Source organism: Pseudomonas aestiva (assembly GCF_039908605.1).
Taxonomy (GTDB): Bacteria; Pseudomonadota; Gammaproteobacteria; order Pseudomonadales; family Pseudomonadaceae; genus Chryseomonas; species Chryseomonas aestiva.
Genome location: NZ_CP150916.1, coordinates 229,278 through 253,723, shown reverse-complemented (window position 1 = coordinate 253,723; position 24,446 = coordinate 229,278). Strand labels below are relative to the sequence as shown.

Here is a 24,446-nt window from a genome sequence, read left to right as displayed (position 1 = left end):
CGCTTCAAGGGAGAGACCTCATGAACATCACGCGTCTGCTCGTCGCCAGTGTCGCCACCGTGCTCCTGGCCGGCTGCTCGAGCTTTACCCGTCCCAGCGGCGAGGCCCTGCCCAAGGATGCGCGCTGGGGCCTGGTGCCCCTGGCCAACTATGCCCAGGCGCCCATGGCCGGCGACCGCGCCGCGCAGATCCTGGTCAGCGTGCTCGGCGAGCGCGGCATCCGTCCGCAGGTCTACGACGACAGCCAGGGCGGCAATCCCAGCGACGACGAGAAGGCCCGCCAGCGCGCGGCCCTGGACTGGGCGCGGCAGCAGAATCTGCAATACGTGCTCACCGGCAGCGTCGACGAGTGGCAGTACAAGAACGGCCTGGACGGCGAACCGGCGGTGGGTGTGACCCTCCAGGTGATCGAGCCGGCCAGCGGCCGGGTGGTCTGGAGCAACAGCGGCGCCCGCTCCGGCTGGTCCCGCGAGAGCCTGGCAGCCACCGCGCAGAAGGTCCTGCGCGGTACCGCGCAAGAGCTGCAGTTGCGCTGATGGCCCTGCAATCCGTCCACAAGGACTACACCCTGGCGCCCCGCGCCAGTGGCCGCCTGTCCTGGCTGGAAACCCTGCTGGTCACGGCGGCCGCCCTGGGACTGGGATTCTGGCTGGTGCCGGAAGACCCGCTGATGGTCGGTCTGGCCTTTCCCTGGGTGGTCTTCGCGCCCATCCTGATGGGCGTGCGCTATGGCTTCATGCGCGGCCTGGTGAGCGCCAGCCTGCTGGTGGTGGCGCTGCTCTATCTGCACCGCCAGGGCTATCCGGCCTACGAGGAGATCCCGCCGTCCTTTATCGTCGGCGTGCTGCTCAGCGCCATGCTGGTGGGTGAATTCCGCGATCTCTGGAATCGCCGCCTGGAACGTCTGGACCTGGCCAACGACTATCGCCAGCTGCGCCTGGACGAATTCACCCGCGCCCACCACCTCCTGCGCATCTCCCACGACCGTCTGGAACAGCGCGTCGCCGGCAACGACCTCAGCCTGCGCAGCTCCCTGCTGGACCTGCGCCGCCAGCTGCGCGAGGTGCCCCGCGAGCAGGACGCCCTGCAGGCCCTAGCCGAACCCATCGTCGGCCTGCTGACCCAGTACGGCTCGCTGCGGGTGGCGGGGCTGTACCGGGTCGACGGCAATGGCCGGGTGGATCGTCGCGCCCTCGCTAGCCAGGGCGAGATGCCCGGCATCGATCCCGATGACCTGCTGGTGCGCCTGACCCTGGAGCGCGGCGAGACCCTGAGCATCCGCCAGGCGCTGCTTGAGCGCGGCGAGACCCAGCATTCGGCATTGCAGGCCTGCGTGCCCCTGCTGGACACCGAGGAGCGGCTGCTGGCGGTGCTGGCCATCGAACAGATGCCGTTCTTTTCCTTCAACGAACGCACCCTCAATCTGCTCACCATCCTCGCCGGCCACATCGCCGACCTGCTCGGCAGCGATCACCAGGCGCTGGCCCTGGCCGACGACGACGCCCAACAATTCTCCCAGCATCTCAAGCGTTCGCTGCGCGATGCCCAGCAGCACGCCCTGCCCGCCTGTCTGTTCTGCTTCGAGATGACCGAGGCCGATGGTGGCGAGCGCGCCCTGGCGCTGCTGGAGGGCAGTCGCCGCGGCCTCGACCTGCAACTGCGCCTGACCAACCAGGCGGGCCACCCCTGCCTGCTGGTGCTCCTGCCGCTGACCTCTTCCGATGGCCTGGAAGGCTATCGCCGCCGGCTGCGCCAGCTGCTGGCCGAGCGCCATGGCCAGGACAGCACCCTGGAAAGCCTGGGCGTGCGCAGCCATGAACATGAGCTGCTGCCCAAGACCCGCGCCCAGGAGTTGCGCGTCTTCCTGTTCAACGAGTGTGGCCTGCATGAACAGCAAGTGGCTGTTTAGCGGCGCCTTCGCCTTCGAGGCCAGCAGCTGGGCGCTGCTGTTCGCCAACCTGCCGGTGGCGGCGGCGGCCCTGGCCTTCGTCACCGCCCATGCCGCCGGCAGTGCCCTACTGGCGGGTGGCGTCTGGCTGTTGCTGCCCAGGCGCTATCAGCGCCCGCTGCCCTGGAGTCCGCTGTTTCTCTTTGCCCTGGCCTTCTTCATTCCGCTGGTGGGCGCGGCCGGGGTAATCGCCGCGGTCTTTCCGGCGCTCTATCTGCCGCGCAAGCGCCGCGAGATCGCCTGGGAAGCGCGCAGCGTGCCCAATCTGCCGTTCCGCCCGCTGGAGCGTCGCGAGGAGATGCTGTTCAGCGATGGCGGCCTGCAGGACGTGCTGCGCCATGCACCCAGTACCGACAAGCGCCTGACCGCCCTCTTCGCCACCCGCCGCATGCCCGGGCGCGACGCCATTCCCATCCTCAAGCTGGCCCTGCGCGATCCGGCCGACGACGTGCGCCTGCTCGCCTATTCGATGCTCGACCAGCAGGAAAGCCAGATCAACCAGCGCATCGAGACCCAGCTCGGCGAACTGGCCAGCACCCCTGCGGAACGCCAGCCGGCGCTGCACGGCACCCTGGCCCGCGGCTACTGGGAGCTGGCCTATCTGGGCCTGGCCCAGGGCAGCGTCCTGCGCCACGTGCTCGGCCAGGCGCGGGAACATATCGAACTGGCCCTGGCCGGTGAAGAAAACGAAGAGCTGCGCATCCTCGCCGGGCGCATTGCCCTGGAACAGGGCGAGCCCGAGCGCGCCCTGGAATTCTTCCAGGCCGCCGAGGCGGCGGGCGTGCCCCTGGCCCAGCTGGCGCCCTTCCGCGCCGAAATCGCCTTTCTGCGCCGCGATTACGCGGTCATCCCGGCGCTGCTCGACAGCCTGCCGGCGGATCTGAAGAAGCGGCCGCCGTTCGCCGCCCTGGTGAAGTACTGGTTATGAAAGACGCTCCCGCCGCGACCGTGACGCCCGATGTCTGCCTGCTCCTGGAGGGCACCTGGCCCTATGTGCGCGGCGGGGTGTCGAGCTGGGTCAACCAGCTGATCCTCGGCCTGCCGGAGCTGACCTTCTCGGTGTTCTTCATCGGCGGTCAGCGCGAGAACTACGAGAAGCGCCACTACGCCATCCCGCCCAACGTGGTGCACATCGAGGAGCACTTCCTCGCCGGCTCCTGGGTGCCCAAGGGCGCGCCCATCAGTCCGCGCCGTCAGGCGCCGGTGCAGCTGCTGCGCGATCTGCACGCCTTCCTGCACCACCCCGACGAACCCAGCGCCGCCCAGGGCGACGCCCTGGTGGACGCCTTCGCCCAGGGCAGCGTGACCCTGGACGACTTCATGTACAGCCGCGCCAGCTGGGAAGCCATCACCGAGGGCTACGAGCGCTATTGCACCGACCCGTCCTTCGTCGACTACCTCTGGACCCTGCGCGCCATGCAGGCGCCGCTGCTGATGCTGGCCGAGGCCGCGCGGCGGCTGCCACGGCCGCGGATGATCCATTCCATCTCCACCGGCTATGCCGGCATGCTCGGCGCCATCCTGCAGCGGCGCTGGGGCTGCAACTTCCTGCTCAGCGAGCACGGCATCTACACCAAGGAGCGCAAGATCGACCTGGCCCAGGCGAAGTGGATCGCCGAAGGCCCGGACGAGGCCCTGCGCACCGGGCTGGACGTGGACGTCAGCTACATCCGCCGGCTGTGGATCCGCTTCTTCGAGCGCATCGGTCTGCTCACCTACAAGGCCGCCGATCCGATCATCTCGCTCTATGACGGCAACCGCCGCCGGCAGATCCAGGACGGCGCAGATCCCGCACGCTGCCGGGTGATCCCCAACGGCATCAGCCTCACCCAGTGGCAGGACGCCCTGGAGCGTCGCCCCGAGGGCGTGCCGCCGGTGGTCGGGCTGCTCGGCCGGGTGGTGCCGATCAAGGACGTCAAGACCTTCATCCGCGCCATGCGCGGAGTGATCAGCGCCATGCCCGAGGCCGAGGCCTGGGTGGTCGGTCCGGAAGACGAAGACGAGGAATACGCCGCCGAATGCCACAGCCTGGTCACCAGCCTGGGCCTGGAGGGCAAGGTGAAATTCCTCGGTTTCCAGAAGATCGGCGACATCCTGCCCAAGCTCGGCCTCATGGTGCTGACCTCCATCAGCGAGGCCCAGCCGCTGGTGATCCTCGAAGGCTGGGCCGCCGGCGTGCCGGTGGTGAGCAGCGACGTCGGCTCCTGCCGCGAGCTGATCGAGGGCTCCATCCCCGAGGACCGCGCCCTGGGTACCGGTGGCAGCGTGGTCGCCATCGCCGATCCCCAGGCCACCGCCCGCGCCATCCTCGCCCTGCTGCGCAATCCCGGTCGCTGGCAGGCTGCGCAGCGCACCGGGCTGGCCCGGGTCAATCGCTACTACACCGAGCCGCTGATGCTAGAACGCTATCGCGAGCTCTACCAGGACGCCATCGGGAGGAGCCTCTGACATGGCCGGTATCGGCTTCGAACTGCGCAAGATCCTCGCGCGCGACTCCTACACCGCCACCCTGCGCGCCTATGTCTACGCCGGCCTGATCAGTTCGGGGCCCTGGGTGCTGTCGATCATCAGCGTCATGCTGATCGGCGTGCTGGCCACCGGCATCGTCACCCCCAACGTGCTGATCCGGCAATTCCTGGTCACGGTGACCTACCTCATGGCCAGCTCGCTGATCCTCACCGGCGGTCTGCAGCTGTATTTCACCCGCTTCGTCTCGGACCGGCTGTTCGAGGAGAAGCAGACGAGCATCCTGCCCAATCTGGTGGGCATCCTGCTGCTGGTGACCCTGGTCGCCGGGGGCCTGGGCTTCGTGCTGCTGGCCACCCTGTTCGACCAGCCCTTCGCCTACCGGCTGCTGGTGCTGGCCAACTTCGTCACCCTCTGCGACCTCTGGCTGGTGATCATCTTCCTGTCGGGGATGAAGGCCTACAACCGCATCCTGGTGGTGATGACCCTGGGCTACGCCATCATGATCGCCGCCGCCGTCATGCTGCGCTTTCTCGGCATGAACGGCCTGCTGATGGCGCTGCTGCTGGGCCACGCCGCGCTGCTGTTCATGTTTCTCTACGACATCATCCGCGAGTACCCGGCCGATCGCCTGGTGGCCTTCGACTTCCTCGACCGCAAGCAGATCTTCCTCAGCCTGCTGGTCACCGGGCTGTTCTACAACCTGGGCATCTGGGTCGACAAATTCGTCTTCTGGTTCAATCCGCTGACCTCCGACGCCGTCATCGGTCCCCTGCGCGCCTCCATCCTCTACGACCTGCCGATCTTTCTCGCCTACCTCGCCATCATCCCCGGCATGGCGGTGTTCCTGGTGCGCATCGAGACCGACTTCGCCGAATGGTACGAGCGGGTGTTCAACGCCGTGCGCGGCGGCGAGACCCTGCAGCACATCAGCCAGCTCAAGGAACAGATGATCCTGGCCATCCGCCAGGGCCTGCTGGAGATCTGCAAGGTCCAGGGCCTGACCCTGGTGCTGGTGTTCCTGCTGGCGCCGCAGCTGCTGGCCTGGCTCGGCATGTCGCACTACTACCTGCCGCTGTTCTACATCGACGTGGTGGGCGTGAGCATCCAGGTGGTGTTCATGGCCCTGCTCAACGTCTTCTTCTACCTGGACCGGCGCGACACCGTGCTGATGCTCTGCACCCTGTTTCTCGGCCTCAACCTGGCGCTGACCCTGCTCAGCATCGAGCTGGGTCCGAGTTTCTTCGGCTACGGCTTCACCGTCTCCCTGGCCTGCTGCGTGCTGCTGGGTCTGCACCGCCTGGACCGGGTGCTGGACGACCTGGAATACGACACCTTCATGCTCCGGCACTGACGGCCGCCGGCACCGGACGAACGGTGTGACCCGCACACCCGGGAGGCGTCCAACACAGCTCAGCCCTGCAGGACCCTGCCATGAATACCGCCGCCTTGCGCCTCGTGATCCAGACCACCCAGGTGCGCGCTCGGGACAGTGGCGAGGCCAGCCGCACCTTTGCCGACCAGGCGGCGCGTACGACCAGCGCCGATGCCACCCGCGGCGCGGCCCTGGAGCGCTTCGCCAGCGCCTATGTCGACAAGGTGCCCGATGCCCTCGAAGCCCTGCTGCTGCAGGCGCGGGCGGTGGCCTTCGAGGCGCCCCTGGCCGGGGTGCTCGAGCGCGCCCTGGCCGGTTTCGCCCCGGCGGCACTGGCCCAGGCGCCTTCCGCCAGCCTGGCGCTGCTGGCCGCGGCCTATCGTCTCCATCGTCTGCTCGAAGGCCTCCAGCAGCGCCTGGCCGCCTGGTGGGGCGCCACTGGCGAATCGACGGCGCCCAGCCTGGGCAATCTCATCGCCCACCAGGTGCTGGGGCAGCTCACCGTGGCGGCCCTGGAAGACGCTGTGGAAGGCTGGCTCGATGACCTGGACGCCAGCGTCGAGGCGCCGTTCACCCAGCAGTGCTTCCAGCCCCGGCAACGGCGCGGCGCCCTGGCCACGGCCCGCCCGGCCCTGACCTTGAGTCGCCAACGCCAGCGCAGCGTTCGATAAAACGCACGTTTCGGCGCCCTTGGCGGCTAACTGTCAAATATATTGATAACCCTTCCGGGCCGGTTTAGGGTGGCTGCTCACCGCCATTAGCGAGGAGTCACCCATGAGCTTGCCCAGCCGCGCCGAGTGGGAGCAGCGCTTCCAAGGTCTCACCCTGGAAGGTCGCGCCTTCATCGACGGCGCCTATGTCGACGCCGCCGCCGGCGCCACCTTCGATTGCCTGAGTCCGGTGGACGGACGCTTTCTCGCCAAGGTCGCCAGCTGTGACGCCGCCGACGCCGACCTGGCCGTCGCCGCCGCCCGCGCCGCCTTCCAGAAGGGCACCTGGGCGCATCTGGCGCCGGCCCAGCGTAAGCGCGTGCTGATCCGCTTCGCCGACCTGCTGCTGGCCAGCGCCGAAGAGCTGGCGCTGCTGGAAACCCTGGACATGGGCAAGCCCATCGGCGACTCCCTCAGGATCGACGTACCGGCATCGGCCAATGCCATCCGCTGGAGCGCCGAGGCCATCGACAAGCTCTACGACGAGGTCGCCCCCACGCCCCATGACCAGCTCGGCCTGGTCACCCGCGAGCCGGTCGGCGTGGTCGCCGCCGTGGTGCCCTGGAATTTCCCGCTGATGATGGCCTGCTGGAAACTCGGCCCGGCGCTGGCCACCGGCAACTCGGTGGTGCTCAAGCCCTCGGAGAAGTCGCCGCTGACCGCCATCCGCGTCGCCCAGCTGGCCCAGCAGGCGGGCATCCCGGCCGGGGTGTTCAACGTGCTGCCGGGCTACGGCCACAGCGTCGGCAAGGCCCTGGGCCTGCATGCGGACGTCGACACCATCGTCTTCACCGGTTCCACCCGGGTCGCCAAGCAGCTGCTGGCCTACTCCGGGGAATCCAACATGAAGCGCGTCTGGCTGGAAGCCGGCGGCAAGAGCCCCAACATCGTCTTCGCCGATGCCCCCGACCTCAAGGACGCCGCCGCGGCGGCCGCCAGCGGCATCGCCTTCAACCAGGGCGAGGTCTGCACCGCCGGTTCGCGCCTGCTGGTGGAGCGCTCCATCAAGGAGGAATTCCTGCCGCTGGTGGTCGAGGCCCTTAAGGGCTGGAAGCCCGGCCATGCGCTGGACCCCGAGACCAACGTCGGCGCCCTGGTGGACACCACCCAGCTGGACACCGTGCTGCGCTACATCGAGGCCGGCCATGCCGAAGGCGCCACCCTGGTGGCCGGTGGCAAGCGCACCCTGGAAGAAACCGGCGGGGTCTATGTCGAGCCGACCATCTTCGACGGCGTGAGCAACGCCATGAAGATCGCCCGCGAAGAGATCTTCGGCCCGGTGCTTTCGGTGATCACCTTCGACACCGCCGAAGAAGCCGTGCAGATCGCCAACGACACCCAATACGGCCTGGCCGCCGCGGTCTGGACCCGCGACATCTCCAAGGCCCACAAGACCGCCCGCGCCCTGCGCGCCGGCAGCGTCTGGGTCAACCAGTACGACGGCGGCGACATGACCGCGCCCTTCGGCGGCTTCAAGCAGTCCGGCAACGGTCGCGACAAGTCCCTGCACGCCTTCGACAAGTACACCGAGCTCAAGGCCACCTGGATCAAGCTGTAAGCCCCATCAGGCTGATCCCGGCCGGGATCAGCCTGCAACCCTTCAGCGCTGCTGGATCGTCGCCTGGTTACCGAAGCCGCTCTGCGTGATGCGCGCCGTGGAACCGATCTGGTCGATCACCGCCGAATGGGCGTCGCCGGTCTGGCTGATCATGGCACTGGCGCCGCTGAAGCTGTCCGGCACCGTGTCCTGGGTGATGGACGCCAGGTTGCCATTGCCCTGCTGCTGGATCTCCGCCTCCACCCGCACGCCGCTCTGGACGAAGCTCGCCTGGTTGGCATCGCCCGTGCTGGTGCCGGTGATCCGGGCTTCCAACCCGGTCTGGGTGGCGCTCAGCTCGTTGTCGTTACCCTGCTGGCTAAAGGTGATGTCGCTGAAGCCGGCACGCTGCGACAGCGTCGCCTGGTTCGCATTGCCCGTCTGCGTCAGCGCCAGGGCACTGCGATAACGACTGGTCAGCTGATCCGCCTGCACACTGTTGTCAGCGCCTTGCTGGCGCAAGGTGGCGCTGCCGCCGGCGAAGGACACGTTCTGCGTCAGCTGCACGGCGTTGCCGTTGCCGGTCTGCACCACCTCGGCCACCCCGCCGCTGCGCTGCTCCACCGTCAGCCGGTTACCATCGCCGGTCGCGGTCGCCCGCAGCTCGTTTCCGCCGAAACCCGCCTGGCGCACGCTGTAGACGTTGAGATCGCCCGCCTGGTGCAGATAGGCGGAAGCCGCATTGCCGCGCTGCTCCAGCTCCAGGCTGTTGCCCGCGCCGCCGCCGATCTGGGTGAGGTCGGCGAAGTGGTTGCCGTTTTCCAGCTGGGTCACGGCGATCTGCTGATTACTGCCTTGCTGGACGATCTGCAGGCCGTTGCCGCTGGACGTCTGCTCGATCCGCGCCTGGGCACCGAAGGCCTGGCGCTGTTCCAGCGTCGTGCGATTGCCGTCGACGCGCTGCAGTTGCTCGACGGTGTTGGCGCGCCCGTCGCTCTGATTCAGGGTGGCCTGGTTGTCATTGCCGGCCTGGGTCAGGCTGATGCTCTGCTCGACGGCGAAGGCCGGCGCCGCGAGGCCGGCGAGCAGGGCCGCCAGCAAGGTAGGGGTCTTCATGACGGTCTTCCGCTCCAGTGACAGCTACCGGGGGCAGGACGACTAGCCGCGAACCCGGCCAGATGCCGGAATTCGACCGTACTGCAAGGGAGGCGCCGCCCACGAGCGGCCCGTGCTGAGTGTGGTCAGCCAGGCACCCTCCGCCATCCATCCAAAGAGCGGTTTCGACGAGCGTAGGCAGCCGCCTGCCTGAGCGTTCGGCCGTGCGCCTCTTCCACAGCCAGCGCCGGGTCGCCATGACCCGGCGCTGGCGCGGACGCGGATCTAGCGATAGACGTGGTAGGTGGCGTATCTGCTCACCTCCACGCTGCCGCTCCAGCTGCTGACCACCCGCTTGGAATCCCAGTCGTACCAATGCATCCCGGGTGGGTTGGAGATGCCTCGTGAACAGCTGCCGGTCCGTACCCAGGCACCACGGAACTTGCCGCTCTTCCAGCGCCGTTCCACCACCTGGATGGGTTGCGCCCGATAGCCCGGTTCTATCCTCACGCCCCAGGTGAAGGCGGTACTCATCGAGCGATCCTGCTTGTAGCTGCCATCGACGCCGAGGATGCTCAGGTACTTGCCGATGAAGGGCAGCTTCTCCCCGTTGAGCTTGACCCCCACCGACCAGCCGTAGCTGGAGGTCTTGGTCTCGCCCCAGGTATAGGTACAGTCGATGGTCCCGGTGCTCGAGCAGCGGAAGATCGGTCCACGCCAGATCCAGTCCTCCCAGGTCTTGGCGGCCTGCTGGGTGGAAAAGGCCCGGGAACCGTCACCCAGGATGACGGGCTCGGTGTGGTCGGTGAAACAGTCGCCCGCCTGCACCAGACCGGTCGAAAGAATGAAGCCGAGCGCCCCGACCAGGGTGGATTTCACGAAGGTGTTCATGGCTTTGGTCCCTCAAAGTCCGAAGACGTTTTCGATGGTGTTGCTCGCCTGGTCCTGCTTGTTGCTCTGGGCCTTGCTCGCGGACAGGGCATCGGCGCACGCGGGCCGATCGACGGGGGTTATCAGCAGGCCAGTGTCCTTCTCCGGCTTCTTCACCATCAGGGCATCCGCCTCGACGGTCATGCCCAGCGCCAGGGCCGCGTTCTCACTGGCGAGGTGCTGACCGGGCTGATTGTCGAAGATCACGCGCTTGCCTTGATCGAGGGCGTTGTTGATCTCCTTCTTGACGTTGCCGTCGACCTGCACGTTGGGCCCGACCACCAGATAGTCGTATTCACCACCCGTGACGATCTTGGTGTCTTCCGCCTTCAATCTGTTGAGGACGAATCCGGTATTGCCCAGCACCTTGAGCCGCAAGTAAGGGCCCGTACTCAAAGACTCGGCTGCCTGGGCGGTAGTACCCAACAGCGTTGCCAACATCAGCGTGGCCACAGGTTTAAAGTTCATGTCGAACGCTCCTATTACGACAGTCATGTCACAACTGAAAGTCCTATTGAAATATCGAAATCTCCCGCGAAACGCTCAACCACGCGGCTCCGGCAGCTTGCGCGGACAGCAGGAAGCCGTTTACCGAAGTCAGCTCCGATAATTGTTTTCCTGACAGTGCTCAGGCAGCCAGACAACCGCTAGCAGCAACGACCTTGATATCCAGGTGCCCGCCATCGGCACAAGGGCAACGTCGCTAGCCGTCCAGAAAAAGCCTAGCCAAAGTTTCTTTAAACAAATAGCAACGATTAACGATCCAGCGAAAGAGAACAGCCACAAGTAGCAGGCTGTTGTTTAATCTTTTTATATAGGCATATAAAAAGCGGCCTTACATTCAAGTAGAGCCAGTGATCGTCAAAGGGTGGTCAATCTTGTTTGTGTAAAACCAGATAAATAACGCGACTGCCAAAACATCGACAGCCGTCGCCGGCCCGAGGCGACGCCCAGGAAAAATGTAACCAGATATTTCACTACTGAAGGACCCGTCGAATGCCCGGTCCGGAAGCCACCCGGTGCAGCCAGGCCCACGCCCTGAGGACGCGAGCCGTAATGCGGGTATCAGCCCAGCAGATCCACCAGCAGGTCATCGTGGCGGCGCTGCTGGCGATCCAGGCGCAGCTGGCGGGTGCGGAAGATCGACTTGAGGTCTTCCAAGGCGCTGGCGAAATCGTCGTTGATGATCAGGTAGTCGTATTCGACATAGTGGCTCATCTCGCTCACCGCCTCGCGCATGCGGCGTTCGATGATTTCGGCGCTGTCCTGGCCGCGATTGTCCAGGCGCTGGCGCAGGGCGGCCTGGCTCGGCGGCAGGATGAAGATCGACTGGGCGTGGGGCAGCTTGCGGCGGACCTGCTGGGCGCCCTGCCAGTCGATTTCCAGGATCAGGTCGTGACCTTCGGCGAGGTCACGTTCCAGGGCAGCCTGGGAGGTACCGTAATAGTTGCCGAATACCTCGGCGTGTTCGAGGAAGTCGCCGTGCTCGAGCAGGTTGGTAAAGGTCGCGCAATCGACGAAGTGGTAGTTCACCCCGTCGGTTTCACCCGGGCGCATGGCGCGGGTGGTGTGGGAGACCGACAAGCGGATGTCGGGCAGGGCGTCCAGCAAGGCCTTGACCAGGCTGGTCTTGCCGGCGCCGGAGGGCGCGGAAACGATGTAGAGGGTGCCGGGAAGGGCTGTCATGAAGGTCCGCCTATTCGATGTTCTGCACTTGCTCACGCATCTGTTCGATGAGCACCTTGAGATTGATGGCCGCCTGAGAGGCACGGGCGTCGATGGCCTTGGAACCCAGGGTATTGGCCTCGCGATTGAGCTCCTGCATGAGGAAATCCAGCCGCCGTCCGGCCGCGCCGCTGCCCGCCAGGACCCGCCGCACCTCGGCCACATGGGTCTCCAGCCGATCCAACTCCTCGGCCACGTCGCTCTTCTGCGCCAGCAGCACCAGTTCCTGCTCCAGCCGTGACGGTTCGAACTCGACGCCTGCCTCGGCGCAGCGCTCGAGGATACGGCGCCGCTGCAGGGCCAGCAGCTCGGGCAGCAGCGCGCGCAGCGTCGCCACCTCCGCCAGCACCTGGGCCAGGCGCTCCTCGATCAGTCGCGCCAGTTCGCGCCCCTCGCGCTGCCGGCCGTCGAGCAATTCATCCAGCGCCGCCTCGAACAGCGCCAGGGTCTGGGCCTTGAGTTCGGCGCCATCCACCTCGGCGCCCGCCAGCACTCCGGGCCAGGCCAGCACGGCCAGGGGGTCGAGCTTGGCCGGACGCGCGATCAGCGCGGCGATGTCTTCGGCAGCGGCCACCAGCTGCGCGGCCCGGCGGGCATCGATGCGCAGGGCCACGCTCTCGTCGCGTTCCTCGCGCAGCACGCACTCCAGCTTGCCCCGCGACAGGCGTCGGCGCAGCGCCTCGCGCACGCCGGACTCCAGATCGCGAAAGGTCTCCGGCAGCCGCAGGTGGGGCTCCAGGTAGCGGTGATTGACCGAGCGCAACTCCCAGCTCAGGGTGCCCTGGGGTCCTGGCCGCTCGACCCGGGCGAACGCCGTCATGCTGTGCACCATGGCAGGATCCTCGTCTGACGATGCGCGGATCTGGGGCGATCCCGAGCGACCACGCATGTAAAACGCACGATTCTAGCGCACCTGATCGGAGTGACCCAATGCATCCGTGTCGCATGAGCCGGACGCTCTCTATACTATGGGTCTGATATCTACGCCTTACAGGAAGCCCGCAATGAAGCGTCCCAGTGGCCGCGCCGCCGATCAGCTGCGCCCCATCCGCATCACCCGTCAGTACACCAAGCACGCCGAGGGTTCGGTTCTGGTGGAGTTCGGCGATACCAAGGTGATCTGCACCGCCAGCGTCGAGGCCGGGGTGCCGCGCTTTCTCAAGGGCAAGGGCCAGGGCTGGCTCACCGCCGAATACGGCATGCTGCCGCGCGCGACCGGCGAGCGGAATCAGCGTGAAGCCGCCAAGGGCAAGCAGGGCGGTCGGACCCTGGAGATCCAGCGGCTGATCGGTCGGTCGCTGCGCGCCGCCGTCGACCTGTCCAAGCTGGGCGAGAACACCATCTACATCGACTGCGACGTCATCCAGGCCGACGGCGGTACCCGCACCGCCTCGGTGACCGGTGCCTGCGTGGCCCTGGTCGACGCCCTGGGCGCACTCAAGCGCCGTGGCAGCCTCAAGGGCAATCCGCTCAAGCAGATGGTGGCCGCCATCTCCGTGGGCATCTATCAGGGCACCCCGGTGCTCGACCTGGATTACCTGGAAGACTCCGCCGCCGAGACCGATCTCAACGTGATCATGACCGATGCCGGTGGCTTCATCGAGGTGCAGGGCACCGCCGAAGGCGCGCCCTTCCAGCCGGCCGAACTCAACGCCATGCTCGAACTGGCCCAGGGTGGCCTGCGCGACCTGTTCGAGCTCCAGCAAGCTGCCCTGCGCAGCGAGTAAGGAAGCCCTCATGCACGATCTCGTCCCCGCCCCCAGCGCCGAAGCCCGGCGCTGGGCCATGCTCTGCCACTACGCCGCCTTCCTGGGCTTCGTGGTGCCCTTCATCGGTAACGTGATAGGTCCGCTGGTGGTCTGGCAGTTCAAGCGCGAGGACGACCCCTTCATCGACCGGCAGGGCAAGGAGGCGCTGAACTTCCAGCTCACCGTCACCCTGCTGCACATGATCTGCTGGCTGCTGGTGTGGGTGCTGATCGGTTTTCCGCTGATGCTGCTGGTGGCCTGCGTGGCCTTCGTGCTGACGGTGATCGCCGGCATCAAGGCCAATCAGGGCCGCGACTACCGCTACCCCCTGACCTGGCGGATGGTCAATTAGCGGGCTTTTTGTGGCCTGCTTCTGATATCCGCGTTGAGGATTTCCAGTCGGCCCGGCGTCGTTTGACAGGCGCCGGAAGCCCTCCGCTATCATCCCTTCGGCTTACTTCTCACGCCCTCGCCGCGACCGGCTTCGGTAGTCGCTGGCGGTAGCGTGCCCGCCTATGCGCTTTTGCGTCAGCAGTCCGTCGATAACGCCAAGGTGGCGTGCCCCGACGGTCCTCGCTTCTTACGTCAGGACTGGTGGCCTCCGGCGCCATCGGCATCAAGACAGGGATGATCATCATGTCGGTTGCAACCGCCACCCCCTCCCCCTTCCAGCGTGTGCTCGAATGGCGCTATTCCACCCTCATGGTGTGGACGGCCATCGGTCTGCTGGTGGTCGAGACCTTTTCCGGCTTTCTGCGCTATGCCCTGGATATGGTCGGCGCCTCGGCGCTGGTCTATCTGCCCAAGATCGCCTGTCTGGCGCTGTTCGCCCTACAGGTGGCGACGGTCAAGCTGCCCCGGGTGATCTGGGTCGGCCTGTTCGCCGGGCTGGCCTATGCCGCCCTCGCCCTGCTGCATGGCGGGACCTTCAACAACGTGCTGTTCTCGCTGTTCGTCTACAGCCCGCTGCTGTTCGGTCTGGTCTGCGGCCGCGAATTGCTCAAGCAGCGCCGCCTGCTGGGCCGCGCCATGTTCCTGCTGCTGCTCGCCAGCCTGGTCGGCATCGCCCTGGACAAGTACACCTCGGTGCCCTGGAAAGGCTACAGCTACAACCTCGGCGGCAACGACATCGCCGGTAATACGCAGTGGGTCGCCGGTGAAGAGGACCGGATCGCCGGCTTCGCCCGGGTCTCCAACGTGCTGGCGGCGCTGATCGCGGTCTACTGCCTGTTCCTCGCGCAATTCGCCCGTTCCAGGACGCTCTGGCTGGTGGTCGCCCTGGTCGGCTTCTTCGGCATCCTGCTCACCACCAGCAAGGCGCCGGCAGCGGCCTTCGCCTTTACCCTGGCGCTGATGATGACCCGCCGCTTCCAGTGGCCGACCTATGCGCTGATCCTGCTGGCGGTGGTGGGTGGCATGCTGCTGCCGGTGCTGAGCCTGATCCGCGACTTCGATCCCCTGGTGGTGATGAGCGACAGCGGCCTGGCCTCCTTCTACGATCGCCTGGTCAACACCTGGCCGAATGTCGTGGCGGAAATGAGCCGCCATGGCTGGACCGTGGAAGGCGCCGGCTTCGGCCTGTTCGGCAGCTCCATGGCCGCCTTCCCCGTGCCGGGGATCGACCTCTTCGTCACCAGCGACAGCAGCGTGGTCTATCTCTGGTGCGTGTTCGGCGTGGTCGGCATCCTCGGCTATGCCATGCAGCTGCCGGTGTTCATCCGCCTGCACACGGCGCCCGACCGCCTCAGCCACACCCTGCTGGCCATCGCCTTCTGCCTCTGCCTGATCGGCTGGACCACCGACCTCTTCGATATCGGCGTCGGCAATCTCTTCGTCGGCATCATCCTCGGCTACGTGCTGATGCGTGATCCGGAAGACGACAACCAGCCAAGCCTGCGACCGATCAGCGGCAGTGCCCTGACCGATTGAGCCGCGCAGCGCGGCAATGAAAAAGGGCCGACCCCGCGAGGGATCGGCCCTTTTTCATTGCCGCATAGATCAGGTCACCGGGGCCGGATTGAACAGCGCCAGGTCGTTGTGCAGGCGATGGCGCTCGGCCCAGGTCTGGCGGCGGCCACTGGCCACGTCTAGGTAGCACTGGAAGATCTCCCAGCCCATCTCCTCCAGCGACAGCCGCCCGCTCACCACGCGACCGGCATCGATGTCGATCAGGTCCGGCCAGCGCTCGGCCAGCTGGGTGCGGGTCGAGACCTTGATCACCGGCACCATGGACAGCCCATAGGGGGTGCCGCGGCCGGTGGTGAAGATGTGCAGGTTCATGCCCGCGGCCAGTTGCAGGGTGCCGCAGATGAAGTCACTGGCCGGGGTGGCAGCGAAGTACAAGCCCTTGCCGCGGATCTTCTCGCCGGGTGCGATGACCCCGGCGATGGGGCTGGTACCCGACTTGGCGATCGACCCCATGGCTTTTTCGACGATGTTGTTCAGCCCGCCCTTCTTGTTGCCAGGGGTGGTATTGGCACTGCGATCGGCCATGCCCCGCTCCAGGTAGCGGTCGTACCAGTCCATCTCGCGGATCAGGGCATCGGCCACCTCGGGGGTGGCGGCGCGCGGGGTCAGCAGGTGGATGCCGTCGCGCACCTCGGTGTTCTCGGAAAACATCACGGTGGCGCCGGCCCGCACCAGCAGATCGGCGGCCACGCCCAGGGCCGGGTTGGCGGTGATGCCGGAGAAGGCGTCGCTGCCGCCGCACTGCATGCCCACCACCAGCTCGGAAGCCGGCACCGTCTCGCGGCGGCGCCCATTGAGCACCTCCAGACGCGCCTCGATCAGCCCCAGGATCTGCTCGACCATGCCGGCGAAGCCGTTGGCCGAATCCTGCAGGCGGAACAGCCACTCCTCTTCGTTCTGCCCGGCGGTGAGCTCATCGCCCGGCATCAGCTGGCTGGCCTGCAGCTTCTCGCAGCCCAGGCCGATGACCAGCGCCTGGCCGCCGAAGTTGGGGTTGCGGCTGATGTTGTGCAGGGTGCGGATGGGGATCACCGCATCCGGGGCGTTGATGGCCACCCCGCAGCCATAGCTGTGGGACAGCGGCACCACGTCGTCGACGTTGGGGTAGCGCGGCAGGAGCTCCTTGCGTACCCGCTCCACGCAGTGGTCCAGCACCCCTACCACGCACTGTACGGTGGTGGTCACCGCCAGGATGTTGCGGGTGCCGACGCTGCCGTCCGGATTGCGGAAACCCTCGAAGGTGTAGCCTTCCAGGGGTTCGCCGACCTGGCCGGGCGCGGTGGCCTTGGGCAGGTTGTCCAGCGCCGGTGGCTCCGGCATGCGCAGCAGGGCTTCGGTGATCCAGCTGCCGGCGGGAACGTCCTGCAGGGCGTAGCCGATGACCTCGCCGTAGCGCACCACCTCGGCGCCCTCCGCGAGATCCACCAGGGAGACCTTGTGGCTCTGGGGAATGGCCTCGACCGTGGTCAGGCCATCGGCGAAGGCGGTGCCGGCGGCCACGCCGGGTTCGTTGACCACCACCCCGACGTTGTCCTGGGGGTGGAGCTTGATGTAGCGCGGCGAATCACGGTGATCAATCAGGTTCATATTCTTATCCTCTGCCGGGGCTCAGGCCCGGGCCGGGTCAGGCTGGGTCGCGCCCAGGATCTCGCCGTCGGTGGTCCGCAGCTCGACGCGCTGGATGCGACCGACGATGAACAGGTAGCTGAACACGGCCACCAGGGCATTGGCCCCGACATAGACCAGCGCCCACTTGAAGGAGCCGGTGGCGGCGATGAGGTAGCCGATGACGATGGGGGTGGTGATGGAAGCCAGGTTGCCGAAGGTATTGAACAGGCCACCGGAGAGCCCGGCGATCTGCTTGGGCGAGGTATCCGCCACCACCGCCCAGCCCAGGGCGCCGATGCCCTTGCCGAAGAAGGCCAGGGTCATGAAGCCCACCACCATCCAGTCGGCGTCGACATAGTTGCAGAAGATCATGCTGGTGGAGAGCAGCAGGCCGCAGACGATGGGCAGCTTGCGGGCGAAGGTCAGGGAGTGGCCGCGGCGCAGCAGGTAATCGGAGATCACCCCGCCGAGCACCCCGCCGATGAAGCCGCAGATCGCCGGCAGCGAGGCGATGAAACCGGCCTTGAGGATGGTCATGCCGCGCTCCTGCACCAGGTACACCGGGAACCAGGTCAGGAAGAAATAGGTGATGGCGTTGATGCAGTACTGGCCGAGGTAGACGCCCAGCATCATGCGGTTGGTCAGCAACTGGGTGATGTAGTGCCACTTCGGCCCGCCATCGCGCTGGCGGGCGCTGTTGTCCATGTCCACCAGGCCGCCGTTGTCGCGGATGTGCGCCAGCTCCGCGGCGTTGATGCGCGGATGCTCCTTGGGATTGTGGATGTACTTCAGCCAGACCCCGGAGAAGAGGATGCCCAGGACGCCCATGATGACGAAGACGTGCTCCCAGCCGAAGTGGAAGACGATGCCGCCCATGATCGGCGCGAACAGCGCGGTGGCGAAATACTGCGCCGAGTTGAAGATCGCCGAGGCGGTACCGCGCTCGGCGGTGGGGAACCAGGCGGCGACGATGCGCGCGTTGCCCGGGAAGGACGGCGCCTCGGCCAGCCCGACCAGGAATCTCAGCATGAACAGGGTGGTGACCGCCCAGGCCACCGGCAGGCCGCCGACCAGCCCCTGCAGCAGGGTGAAGAACGACCAGAAGAAGATGCTGCCGGCATAGACCTTCTTCGAACCGAAGCGATCCAGCAGCCAGCCGCCGGGAATCTGCCCAGCCACATAGGCCCAGCCGAAGGCGGAGAAGATATAGCCGAGGGTCACGGCGCTGATGCCGAGGTCTTTCTGCAGGCTGGAGCCGGCGATGGCGATGGTGGCGCGATCGGCGTAGTTGATGGTGGTCACGACGAACAGCATCAACAGGATCAGGTAGCGCACCCGAGTCGGTCTTGTGGCATCCATGGGGATCCCTCTTGCGTGATTGTTTTTATTGAAGGCGCGGACCCTAGGATGATTGCGCAATCATATCTTGATGCGACAATCGGTCTCAGCCCTTGCGTTTGCCCAAGACTAAGCCATGATTGCGCAACCATACAAGTACGACGTCTAACAAGATCAGGACCGGCGGTCAGGTCGTGGCGCGGTCGATGATATGAAAACCGGTGTCGATGCGCACTGCCTCCCGGCCCTGGTCGCCCTCGTTGAAACGCTGCAGCAGTGCCTCGGCCGCCAGGGTGCCCATGCGATCGCCCTCGACACTCACCGACGACAGCGCCGGGTGCATCTGGGCGGCGCTGGAAAGATTGCCGAAGCCCAGCACCGCCAGGTCCTCGGGCAGGCGCAGCCCGCGACTGGCGGCTTCCGCCATGACGCCCTGGGCGACGGTATCCGAACTGCAGACCACTACGTCGAAGGCCTCGTCACGGGCCAGCAACTGGCGCAGGCCAGCCCGCCCGGACTCCACCAGCGCGGGGGCTGGCAGGATCTCCAGCGGCGGTTCCGCCACGCCCAGCTCGGCCAGCCGTGCCACCAGGCTGCGACAGCGGCGCAGGGCGCGGGGGTCATCCACCGAGACCACGGCGAAGCGCCGATAGCCGCGGGCGTGCAGATGCTCGGCCTGGGCCCGACCAACGGCTTCATGGGAAAAGCCCACCTGCATGTCCAGCGGGTCTTCGCCCAGGTCCCAGGACTCCACCACCGGGATGCCGGCCTGGGCCAGGCGCTGGCGACTGGCGGCGGTATGCAGGGTACCGGTCAAGACGATGCCATCGGGCTTGCGCCCCAGCACCGCGGCCAGCAGCTGCTCTTCCTGTTCGGCGCTGTAGCCGGTCAGGCCCAGCAGGGTCTGGTAACCGGCCTGGGACAGCCGCGCCATCAGCGCCTGGACGGTCTCGGCGAAGATGGAGTGGACAATGGTCGGCACGAACAGCGCCACCAGGCGACTGCGATTGGAGGCCAGACCGCCGGCCAGCAGATTGGGCACGTAGCCGGTGGCCTGCACCGCCGCCAGCACCTTCTCCCGCGCCGCCTCGCTGACGATCTCCGGTCGATTCAGCGCCCGCGAGACGGTGATCGGCGACACCCCGGCGACCCGGGCCACGTCGATCAGCGTGGGGGCGGCGGGATTGACCGCGGCAGTGAGGACTTTGCTGGACTTCTTGGCCATGGATCGCTGGAGACGGGAAAGAGATCGGCCATGGTAACGGTTGGGGCGGGCGGCGTCCCCGGTGAACACCGTAGCGTTTTCCACCGCGAGCCGCCGTAGGTTGGGTTGAGCGCAGCGAAGCCCAACAGGCTTTGCTCGGGGCCAGCCATGTTGGGCTTCGACGATAGAACCGTTTCAACCCAACCTACGGGCCGCAGTAGCGTGGAAAACGGCGTAGCCTTTTCCACTGGAACAGGGTGGCGACGGACATCCTCACCCCAGACCTCTCCCAGGGGGAGAGGGGGTCAGCCGAGCAGGCATTCAGCGCCATCCGCCCTGGCCAGAGCGCGATCGATCGTCGGGGCCCGTCCCATCGGCGCACCGCCACGGCTGCGATAATCCCCGTGCCAGAGCTGATCGCGGCCGTGGCGGTCCGCCGATGCGGCCGCTCCTACAGGCTATCTGGCTGCTGTAGGAGCGGCCGCGATACGCCCTACCCGCCCATCGCCGTCCGAATATCCGCCGCCAGCTCAAGCACTCGAGCTTCCTCGGTGTCCCAGGAGCACATGAAACGCGCCCCGCCGCTGCCGATGAAGGTGTAGAAGCGCCAACCGCGGTTGCGCAGGAATTCCAGCGCCGGTTCCGAGAGCTGCAGGAATACCGAGTTGGCTTCCACCGGGAACATGAAGTCCACGCCGGGCACGTCGCGCACGCGCTCGGCGAGCAGCTGGGCCATGGCGTTGGCATGGCGGGCGTGGCGCAACCAGGTGTCGTTTTCCAGCACACCCAGCCAGGGCGCAGAGAGGAATCTCATCTTGGACGCCAGCTGGCCAGCCTGCTTGCAGCGGTACTCGAAGTCCTCGGCCAGGTCGCGGTTGAAGAAGAGGATGGCCTCGCCCACCGCCATGCCGCTCTTGGTACCGCCAAAGCAGAGCACGTCGACGCCGGCCTTCCAGGTCACCTCGGCCGGCGTGCAGCCCAGGCCGGCCACGGCGTTGGAAAAGCGCGAGCCGTCCATGTGCAGGTGCAGGCCGAGGTCGCGGCAGGTGGCGCTGATGGCCTGCAGTTCGTTGAGGCCATAGAGGGTGCCCACCTCGGTGGCCTGGGTGACAGTCACCGCGCGCGGTTTGGGAAAGTGGATGTCGGCGCGCTTGGTGGCGATCTGCTGGATGGCGCCCGGCGTCAGTTTGCCCTGATGGGCCGGCGCCAGCAGCAGCTTGGAGCCGTTGGAAAAGAACTCCGGCGCGCCGCATTCGTCGGTCTCGACGTGGGCGGTGTCGGAGCAGATCACGCTGTGGTAGCTCTGGCACAGCGCCGCCAGGGCCAGGGAGTTGGCCGCGGTGCCGTTGAAGGCGAAGAACACCTCGCAGTCGGTCTCGAACAGCTGGCGAAAGCGATCGGCGGCGCGCGCCGTCCAGGTGTCGTTGCCGTAGGCGGTCTCGTGGCCGACGTTGGCCGCGGCCATGGCGGCCCAGGCTTCCGGGCAGATGCCGGAATAGTTGTCACTGGCGAATTGCTGGGCGTTGCTGCTCATCGGGCAGTCCTCGCGACGGGTTCGGTACGGGCCAGCAGCCAGTCGCGCGCGGCGCCCTCGACCAGCGGCAGCACGCGACGGCGGACCTCGGCGTGATAGCCATCCAGCCAGTCCAGCTCGTCGCTGCGCAGCAGCGCCAGATCCAGGCAGCGGGTGTCCAGCGGACAGAGGGTCAGGGTCTCGAAGGCCAGGAAATCGCCGAATGCGGTGGTTTCCGCGCGGGTGCACAGCAGCAGGTTTTCCAGCCGCACGCCCCACTGGCCAGGGCGATAGATGCCCGGTTCGTTGGAGGTGATCATGCCCTCGCGCAGAACATGGTGCGGGGTCACGGTGGCATAGAAGGAAATCGACTGCGGTCCCTCGTGCACATTGAGGAAATAGCCCACACCATGCCCGGTGCCGTGGCCGTAGTCGATGCCGGCGGCCCAGATCGGCTCGCGCGCCAGGGCATCGAGCATGGGCGCGGCGACGCCGGCCGGGAAGCGCGCTCGCGACAGCGCCAGCATGCCCTTGAGCACCAGGGTGAAGTCGCGGCGCTGGGCGGCGCTGGGGGTGCCGATGGGCACCACCCGGGTGATGTCGGTGGTGCCGCCCAGGTACTGGCCGCCGCTGTCGATCAGCAGCAGGCCGTCGCCCTGGAGCTCGGCATGGGCCTCCTCGGTGGCGCGGTAATGCGGCAGGGCGCCGCCGGCATTGAAGCCGGCGATGGTGGCGAAGCTCAGGGAGACGAAATTCGGCCGGGCGGCGCGGGCTTCGCTCAGCCAGTCGTCCACGGTCAGCTCGGTGAGGCGCTCGCCGCGGGCCAGGGCCGCCTCGAAGCGGGCAAAGAAGACGCACAGCGCCGCGCCATCCTCTTCCATGGCGGTCCGCACCTGGGCCACTTCCGCGGCGGTCTTGCAGGCCTTGAGCAGGGTCGAGGGATTGATCTGCTCGCGCCGCTCGACGCCCTGGGGCGCGGCCTCGGCCAGCCCCAGGGTAACCCGCGCCGGGTCCACCAGCAGGCGACTACCAGCCGGCAGGCTGGCCAGCTCGGTGGCGGCCTGGTGGTAGTCGGCCAGGGTCACGCCGTCCGCCTCCAGGGCCGCGCGGAGCTCGGCCGGGACCTTGCCCGGATCGATGAACAGCTGGCAGCTGTCCTGACTCAGCAGCAGATGGGCGAGGAACACCGGGTTGTAGGGCACATCCGCGCCGCGCAGGTTGAGCAGCCAGGCGATGTCGTCCAGCGAAGAGATGAAATGCCAGGCGGTGTCTGCCTCGACCATTGCCTGGCGCACCTGGGCGAGCTTGGCGCTGCGCGGCTGGGGCGCATGGGGCGCCGCATGGGCGTAGATAGGCGCGGCCGGCAGCGCGGGGCGCCCGGTCCAGATCGTCGCCAGCGGATCGAGGTCGGTTCGTAGCTGGATACCCTTGGGTTCCAGTGCCCGGCGCAGGACCGCCGCGGCGCCGAGCGACAGCACCTGGCCGTCCACCAGTACCGTGCCACCCGCGGGCACCTGCTCGGCCAGCCACTGCAGGTGGGCCTGGGGCTGGCTGGCGACCTGCTTCATCAGGTCGATGCCGCTGTCCGCCAGCTCCTGGGTGGCCTGCTCCCAGTAGCGGCTGTCGGTCCAGACGCCAGCGGCCTGGCGCGTCACCAGCAGCAGCCCGGCGGAGCCGGTGAAACCGGACAGCCAGGCACGGCCCTGCCAGTGTTCCGGCAAGTATTCGGACAGATGGGGATCGGCGCTGGGGATCAGGCAGGCATCGGCGCCCTGTTCGGCCAGGAAGGCCCGCAGGTCGGCAAGTCGTTGAGCGGAAATGGCGGTCATGAGCACCTCGACAAGGTCAGGGGCTCAGTGTGCCGCAGATATAAAAAAGCCGCACCCGAAGGGTGCGGCGGAGAAAGACCAAAGGAGCAAAGAGGGGTGGTCTTTCGAAAACGGAGCGGCTCAGCGACGCGCGTCGGCGGCGGGAGCGGCTTGATCACTGTAGTGCTGCATGGCGGCATGATTCTGATCGACCAGCTTGTATCTCAGGCTGGGATTGTCGTCGGCAGCGGCGAACTGGGCGGCGGTCAGGGTGGCAAGGGTCAGCACGAGGGCGGACAGAGAACGTTTCATGGCGAACTCCTAAAAGGTCGTGTTCATCGGGGTACAGGACCATTCTAGGTAAAGAACGCAGCCTAATAAATAGCATGCTAACTAAATCACTGTTACAAAACCTGCAACAAGCTCGGCCCTAGTCCTTGGCCCAGTAGCGCTGATCTTCCAGCACCCGGTTCTCCAGCTGCAGGCGCTCGGGCAATTCTTCCTTGAGGAAGTCGATCCAGGTCTTGATCTTGGCATCGAGAAAGCGCCGCGAGGGATAGAGCGCATGGATATTGCGCTCGCGCAGGCGGAAGTTGGGCAGCAGCCGTACCAGACTGCCATCGCGTAGGTAGTTGACCGCGATGTAGCTGGGCAGCAGGCAGATGCCCATGCCCTGGCGGGCCACGCTGGCCAGGGCCTCGGCGACGTTGACCTGGAAGACATAGCGCGGCGCGACCTGCTGCTCGCCGTCTTCGCCGGCGAAGACCCAGCGTTCGGAGAAATTCGGATCCATCAGGCGCAGGCAGTCGTGCTCGGCGAGATCGGCGGGCACCTTGGGTGCCGGACGCTGCGCCAGGTAGCTGGGCGCCGCGCAGACCACGCTGTAGACACCGCCGAGACGCTGGGCGACGAAATCCGAATCGGCCAGTTCGGTGTCCAGGGTGATGGCGATGTCATGCCCATCCTCCAGCAGCGCCGGATGGTTCTGCGAGAGCGTCATGACGATCTCGACATGGGGATAGCGCGCGCAGAAGCGTGACACCAGGGGCGCCAGCAGTTGAGTGCCGAGGCCGGTCATGGAATGCAGGCGCAGATGGCCATGGGGCTTGAGATGGGCGCCGCTGGCTTCGGCCTCGGCCTCGCCGACATCCTGCAGGATGCGTCGGCAGCGTTCGAGGTAGCGTTCACCCGCCTCGGTCAGCGCCAGGCGCCGGGTGGTGCGGTGCAGCAGGCGGGTCTGCAGGTGGCTTTCCAGTTCCGCCAGCAGGCGCGACACCTGGGCGGTAGACAGAGCGAGGGTGTGGGCGGCAGCCGTGAGACTGCCCAGATCCACCACCCGGACGAAGATGCGCATGCCTTGGAAAATATCCATTATTGCCTTTTTCGCAATGGAGTTTCGTCAAGCCGTCACTTTATTGAAAAAGTCGCACGCACGATAGTGGTGCGGTGAGCCGCTGTGGATTCGACATTCTG

General features: G+C 66.6%; 22 protein-coding genes. 10 read left to right on the top strand and 12 right to left on the bottom strand.

Translation table 11 applies throughout. The features are described 5' to 3' along the window. The first annotated feature begins 20 nt into the window (after positions 1 to 20). The 7 genes from AABM56_RS01200 (at position 21) to AABM56_RS01170 (ending at position 8,057) form a co-directional block, all read left to right on the top strand. Positions 21 to 536, top strand: coding sequence for a penicillin-binding protein activator LpoB (locus AABM56_RS01200; protein WP_133860416.1), 516 nt, complete (start codon positions 21 to 23; stop codon positions 534 to 536). Beyond that, complete coding sequence (locus tag AABM56_RS01195) at positions 536 to 1,909, top strand: PelD GGDEF domain-containing protein (RefSeq protein ID WP_133860415.1); 1,374 nt, start codon at positions 536 to 538, stop codon at positions 1,907 to 1,909. Before AABM56_RS01200 ends, AABM56_RS01195 begins: the two co-directional genes overlap by 1 nt. Continuing rightward, complete coding sequence (locus tag AABM56_RS01190; protein ID WP_133860414.1) at positions 1,887 to 2,876, top strand: HEAT repeat domain-containing protein; 990 nt, start codon at positions 1,887 to 1,889, stop codon at positions 2,874 to 2,876. The genes AABM56_RS01195 and AABM56_RS01190 overlap by 23 nt, the downstream gene beginning before the upstream one ends. After that, the gene (pelF, locus tag AABM56_RS01185; protein ID WP_133860413.1) at positions 2,873 to 4,396 is read left to right on the top strand and encodes a GT4 family glycosyltransferase PelF; all 1,524 of its coding nucleotides are present in this window, start codon (positions 2,873 to 2,875) and stop codon (positions 4,394 to 4,396) included. Before AABM56_RS01190 ends, pelF begins: the two co-directional genes overlap by 4 nt. Before the next feature lies 1 nt (position 4,397). Then, on the top strand, positions 4,398 to 5,768 hold the full coding sequence (pelG, locus tag AABM56_RS01180; protein ID WP_347883798.1) for an exopolysaccharide Pel transporter PelG: 1,371 nt from the start codon (positions 4,398 to 4,400) through the stop codon (positions 5,766 to 5,768). 80 nt (positions 5,769 to 5,848) lie between these two features. Further along, a complete protein-coding gene (locus tag AABM56_RS01175; protein WP_133860411.1) occupies positions 5,849 to 6,460 on the top strand; it encodes a hypothetical protein in 612 nt (203 codons plus the stop codon). Between the two features lie 103 nt (positions 6,461 to 6,563). Then, complete coding sequence (locus AABM56_RS01170; RefSeq protein ID WP_263259087.1) at positions 6,564 to 8,057, top strand: aldehyde dehydrogenase; 1,494 nt, start codon at positions 6,564 to 6,566, stop codon at positions 8,055 to 8,057. 42 nt (positions 8,058 to 8,099) lie between these two features. Here the strand turns inward: AABM56_RS01170 and AABM56_RS01165 are convergent, their stop codons facing one another. From AABM56_RS01165 to AABM56_RS01145, 5 genes are all read right to left on the bottom strand, one after another. Beyond that, a complete protein-coding gene (locus AABM56_RS01165; RefSeq protein ID WP_133860409.1) occupies positions 8,100 to 9,152 on the bottom strand; it encodes a hypothetical protein in 1,053 nt (350 codons plus the stop codon). A gap of 264 nt (positions 9,153 to 9,416) precedes the next feature. After that, positions 9,417 to 10,022, bottom strand: a complete 606-nt coding sequence (locus AABM56_RS01160; protein ID WP_133860408.1) for a hypothetical protein — start codon at positions 10,020 to 10,022, stop codon at positions 9,417 to 9,419. Between the two features lie 12 nt (positions 10,023 to 10,034). After that, on the bottom strand, positions 10,035 to 10,529 hold the full coding sequence (locus AABM56_RS01155; protein ID WP_133860407.1) for a hypothetical protein: 495 nt from the start codon (positions 10,527 to 10,529) through the stop codon (positions 10,035 to 10,037). A 597-nt stretch (positions 10,530 to 11,126) separates the two neighbouring features. Then, the gene (gmk, locus tag AABM56_RS01150) at positions 11,127 to 11,747 is read right to left on the bottom strand and encodes a guanylate kinase (protein WP_133860406.1); all 621 of its coding nucleotides are present in this window, start codon (positions 11,745 to 11,747) and stop codon (positions 11,127 to 11,129) included. A 10-nt stretch (positions 11,748 to 11,757) separates the two neighbouring features. Next, positions 11,758 to 12,618, bottom strand: a complete 861-nt coding sequence (locus AABM56_RS01145; protein WP_133860405.1) for a YicC/YloC family endoribonuclease — start codon at positions 12,616 to 12,618, stop codon at positions 11,758 to 11,760. Between the two features lie 172 nt (positions 12,619 to 12,790). Between AABM56_RS01145 and rph the strand changes: the two genes are divergently transcribed. From rph to AABM56_RS01130, 3 genes are all read left to right on the top strand, one after another. Beyond that, positions 12,791 to 13,513 carry a ribonuclease PH gene (rph, locus tag AABM56_RS01140; protein ID WP_133860404.1) on the top strand — a complete coding sequence of 241 codons (723 nt, stop codon included), beginning with the start codon at positions 12,791 to 12,793 and terminating at the stop codon, positions 13,511 to 13,513. Positions 13,514 to 13,523: 10 nt separating this feature from the next. Next, positions 13,524 to 13,886: a DUF4870 domain-containing protein gene (locus tag AABM56_RS01135; protein WP_017639343.1), complete on the top strand. Its 363-nt coding sequence runs from the start codon at positions 13,524 to 13,526 to the stop codon at positions 13,884 to 13,886. A 284-nt stretch (positions 13,887 to 14,170) separates the two neighbouring features. Continuing rightward, complete coding sequence (locus AABM56_RS01130) at positions 14,171 to 15,463, top strand: hypothetical protein (protein ID WP_133860403.1); 1,293 nt, start codon at positions 14,171 to 14,173, stop codon at positions 15,461 to 15,463. 69 nt (positions 15,464 to 15,532) lie between these two features. Here AABM56_RS01130 and garD read toward each other — a convergent pair whose 3' ends face one another. The 7 genes from garD to AABM56_RS01095 all read right to left on the bottom strand — a co-directional run bounded on the left by garD (position 15,533) and on the right by AABM56_RS01095 (position 24,345). Next, complete coding sequence (gene garD / locus AABM56_RS01125; protein ID WP_133860402.1) at positions 15,533 to 17,089, bottom strand: galactarate dehydratase; 1,557 nt, start codon at positions 17,087 to 17,089, stop codon at positions 15,533 to 15,535. A 21-nt stretch (positions 17,090 to 17,110) separates the two neighbouring features. Beyond that, positions 17,111 to 18,469, bottom strand: a complete 1,359-nt coding sequence (locus AABM56_RS01120; protein ID WP_133860401.1) for an MFS transporter — start codon at positions 18,467 to 18,469, stop codon at positions 17,111 to 17,113. A 166-nt stretch (positions 18,470 to 18,635) separates the two neighbouring features. Next, a complete protein-coding gene (locus AABM56_RS01115) occupies positions 18,636 to 19,673 on the bottom strand; it encodes a LacI family DNA-binding transcriptional regulator (protein ID WP_133860400.1) in 1,038 nt (345 codons plus the stop codon). 472 nt (positions 19,674 to 20,145) lie between these two features. Then, positions 20,146 to 21,186 (bottom strand): low specificity L-threonine aldolase, encoded by a 1,041-nt coding sequence (locus AABM56_RS01110; protein ID WP_133860399.1) that lies wholly within the window; start codon positions 21,184 to 21,186, stop codon positions 20,146 to 20,148. Then, positions 21,183 to 22,994 carry an aminopeptidase P family protein gene (locus AABM56_RS01105; RefSeq protein WP_347883797.1) on the bottom strand — a complete coding sequence of 604 codons (1,812 nt, stop codon included), beginning with the start codon at positions 22,992 to 22,994 and terminating at the stop codon, positions 21,183 to 21,185. Before AABM56_RS01105 ends, AABM56_RS01110 begins: the two co-directional genes overlap by 4 nt. 120 nt (positions 22,995 to 23,114) lie before the next feature. Beyond that, positions 23,115 to 23,285, bottom strand: a complete 171-nt coding sequence (locus AABM56_RS01100; protein WP_166655881.1) for a hypothetical protein — start codon at positions 23,283 to 23,285, stop codon at positions 23,115 to 23,117. A gap of 118 nt (positions 23,286 to 23,403) precedes the next feature. Further along, positions 23,404 to 24,345: a LysR family transcriptional regulator gene (locus tag AABM56_RS01095; RefSeq protein ID WP_218568699.1), complete on the bottom strand. Its 942-nt coding sequence runs from the start codon at positions 24,343 to 24,345 to the stop codon at positions 23,404 to 23,406. Positions 24,346 to 24,446 lie beyond the last annotated feature (101 nt).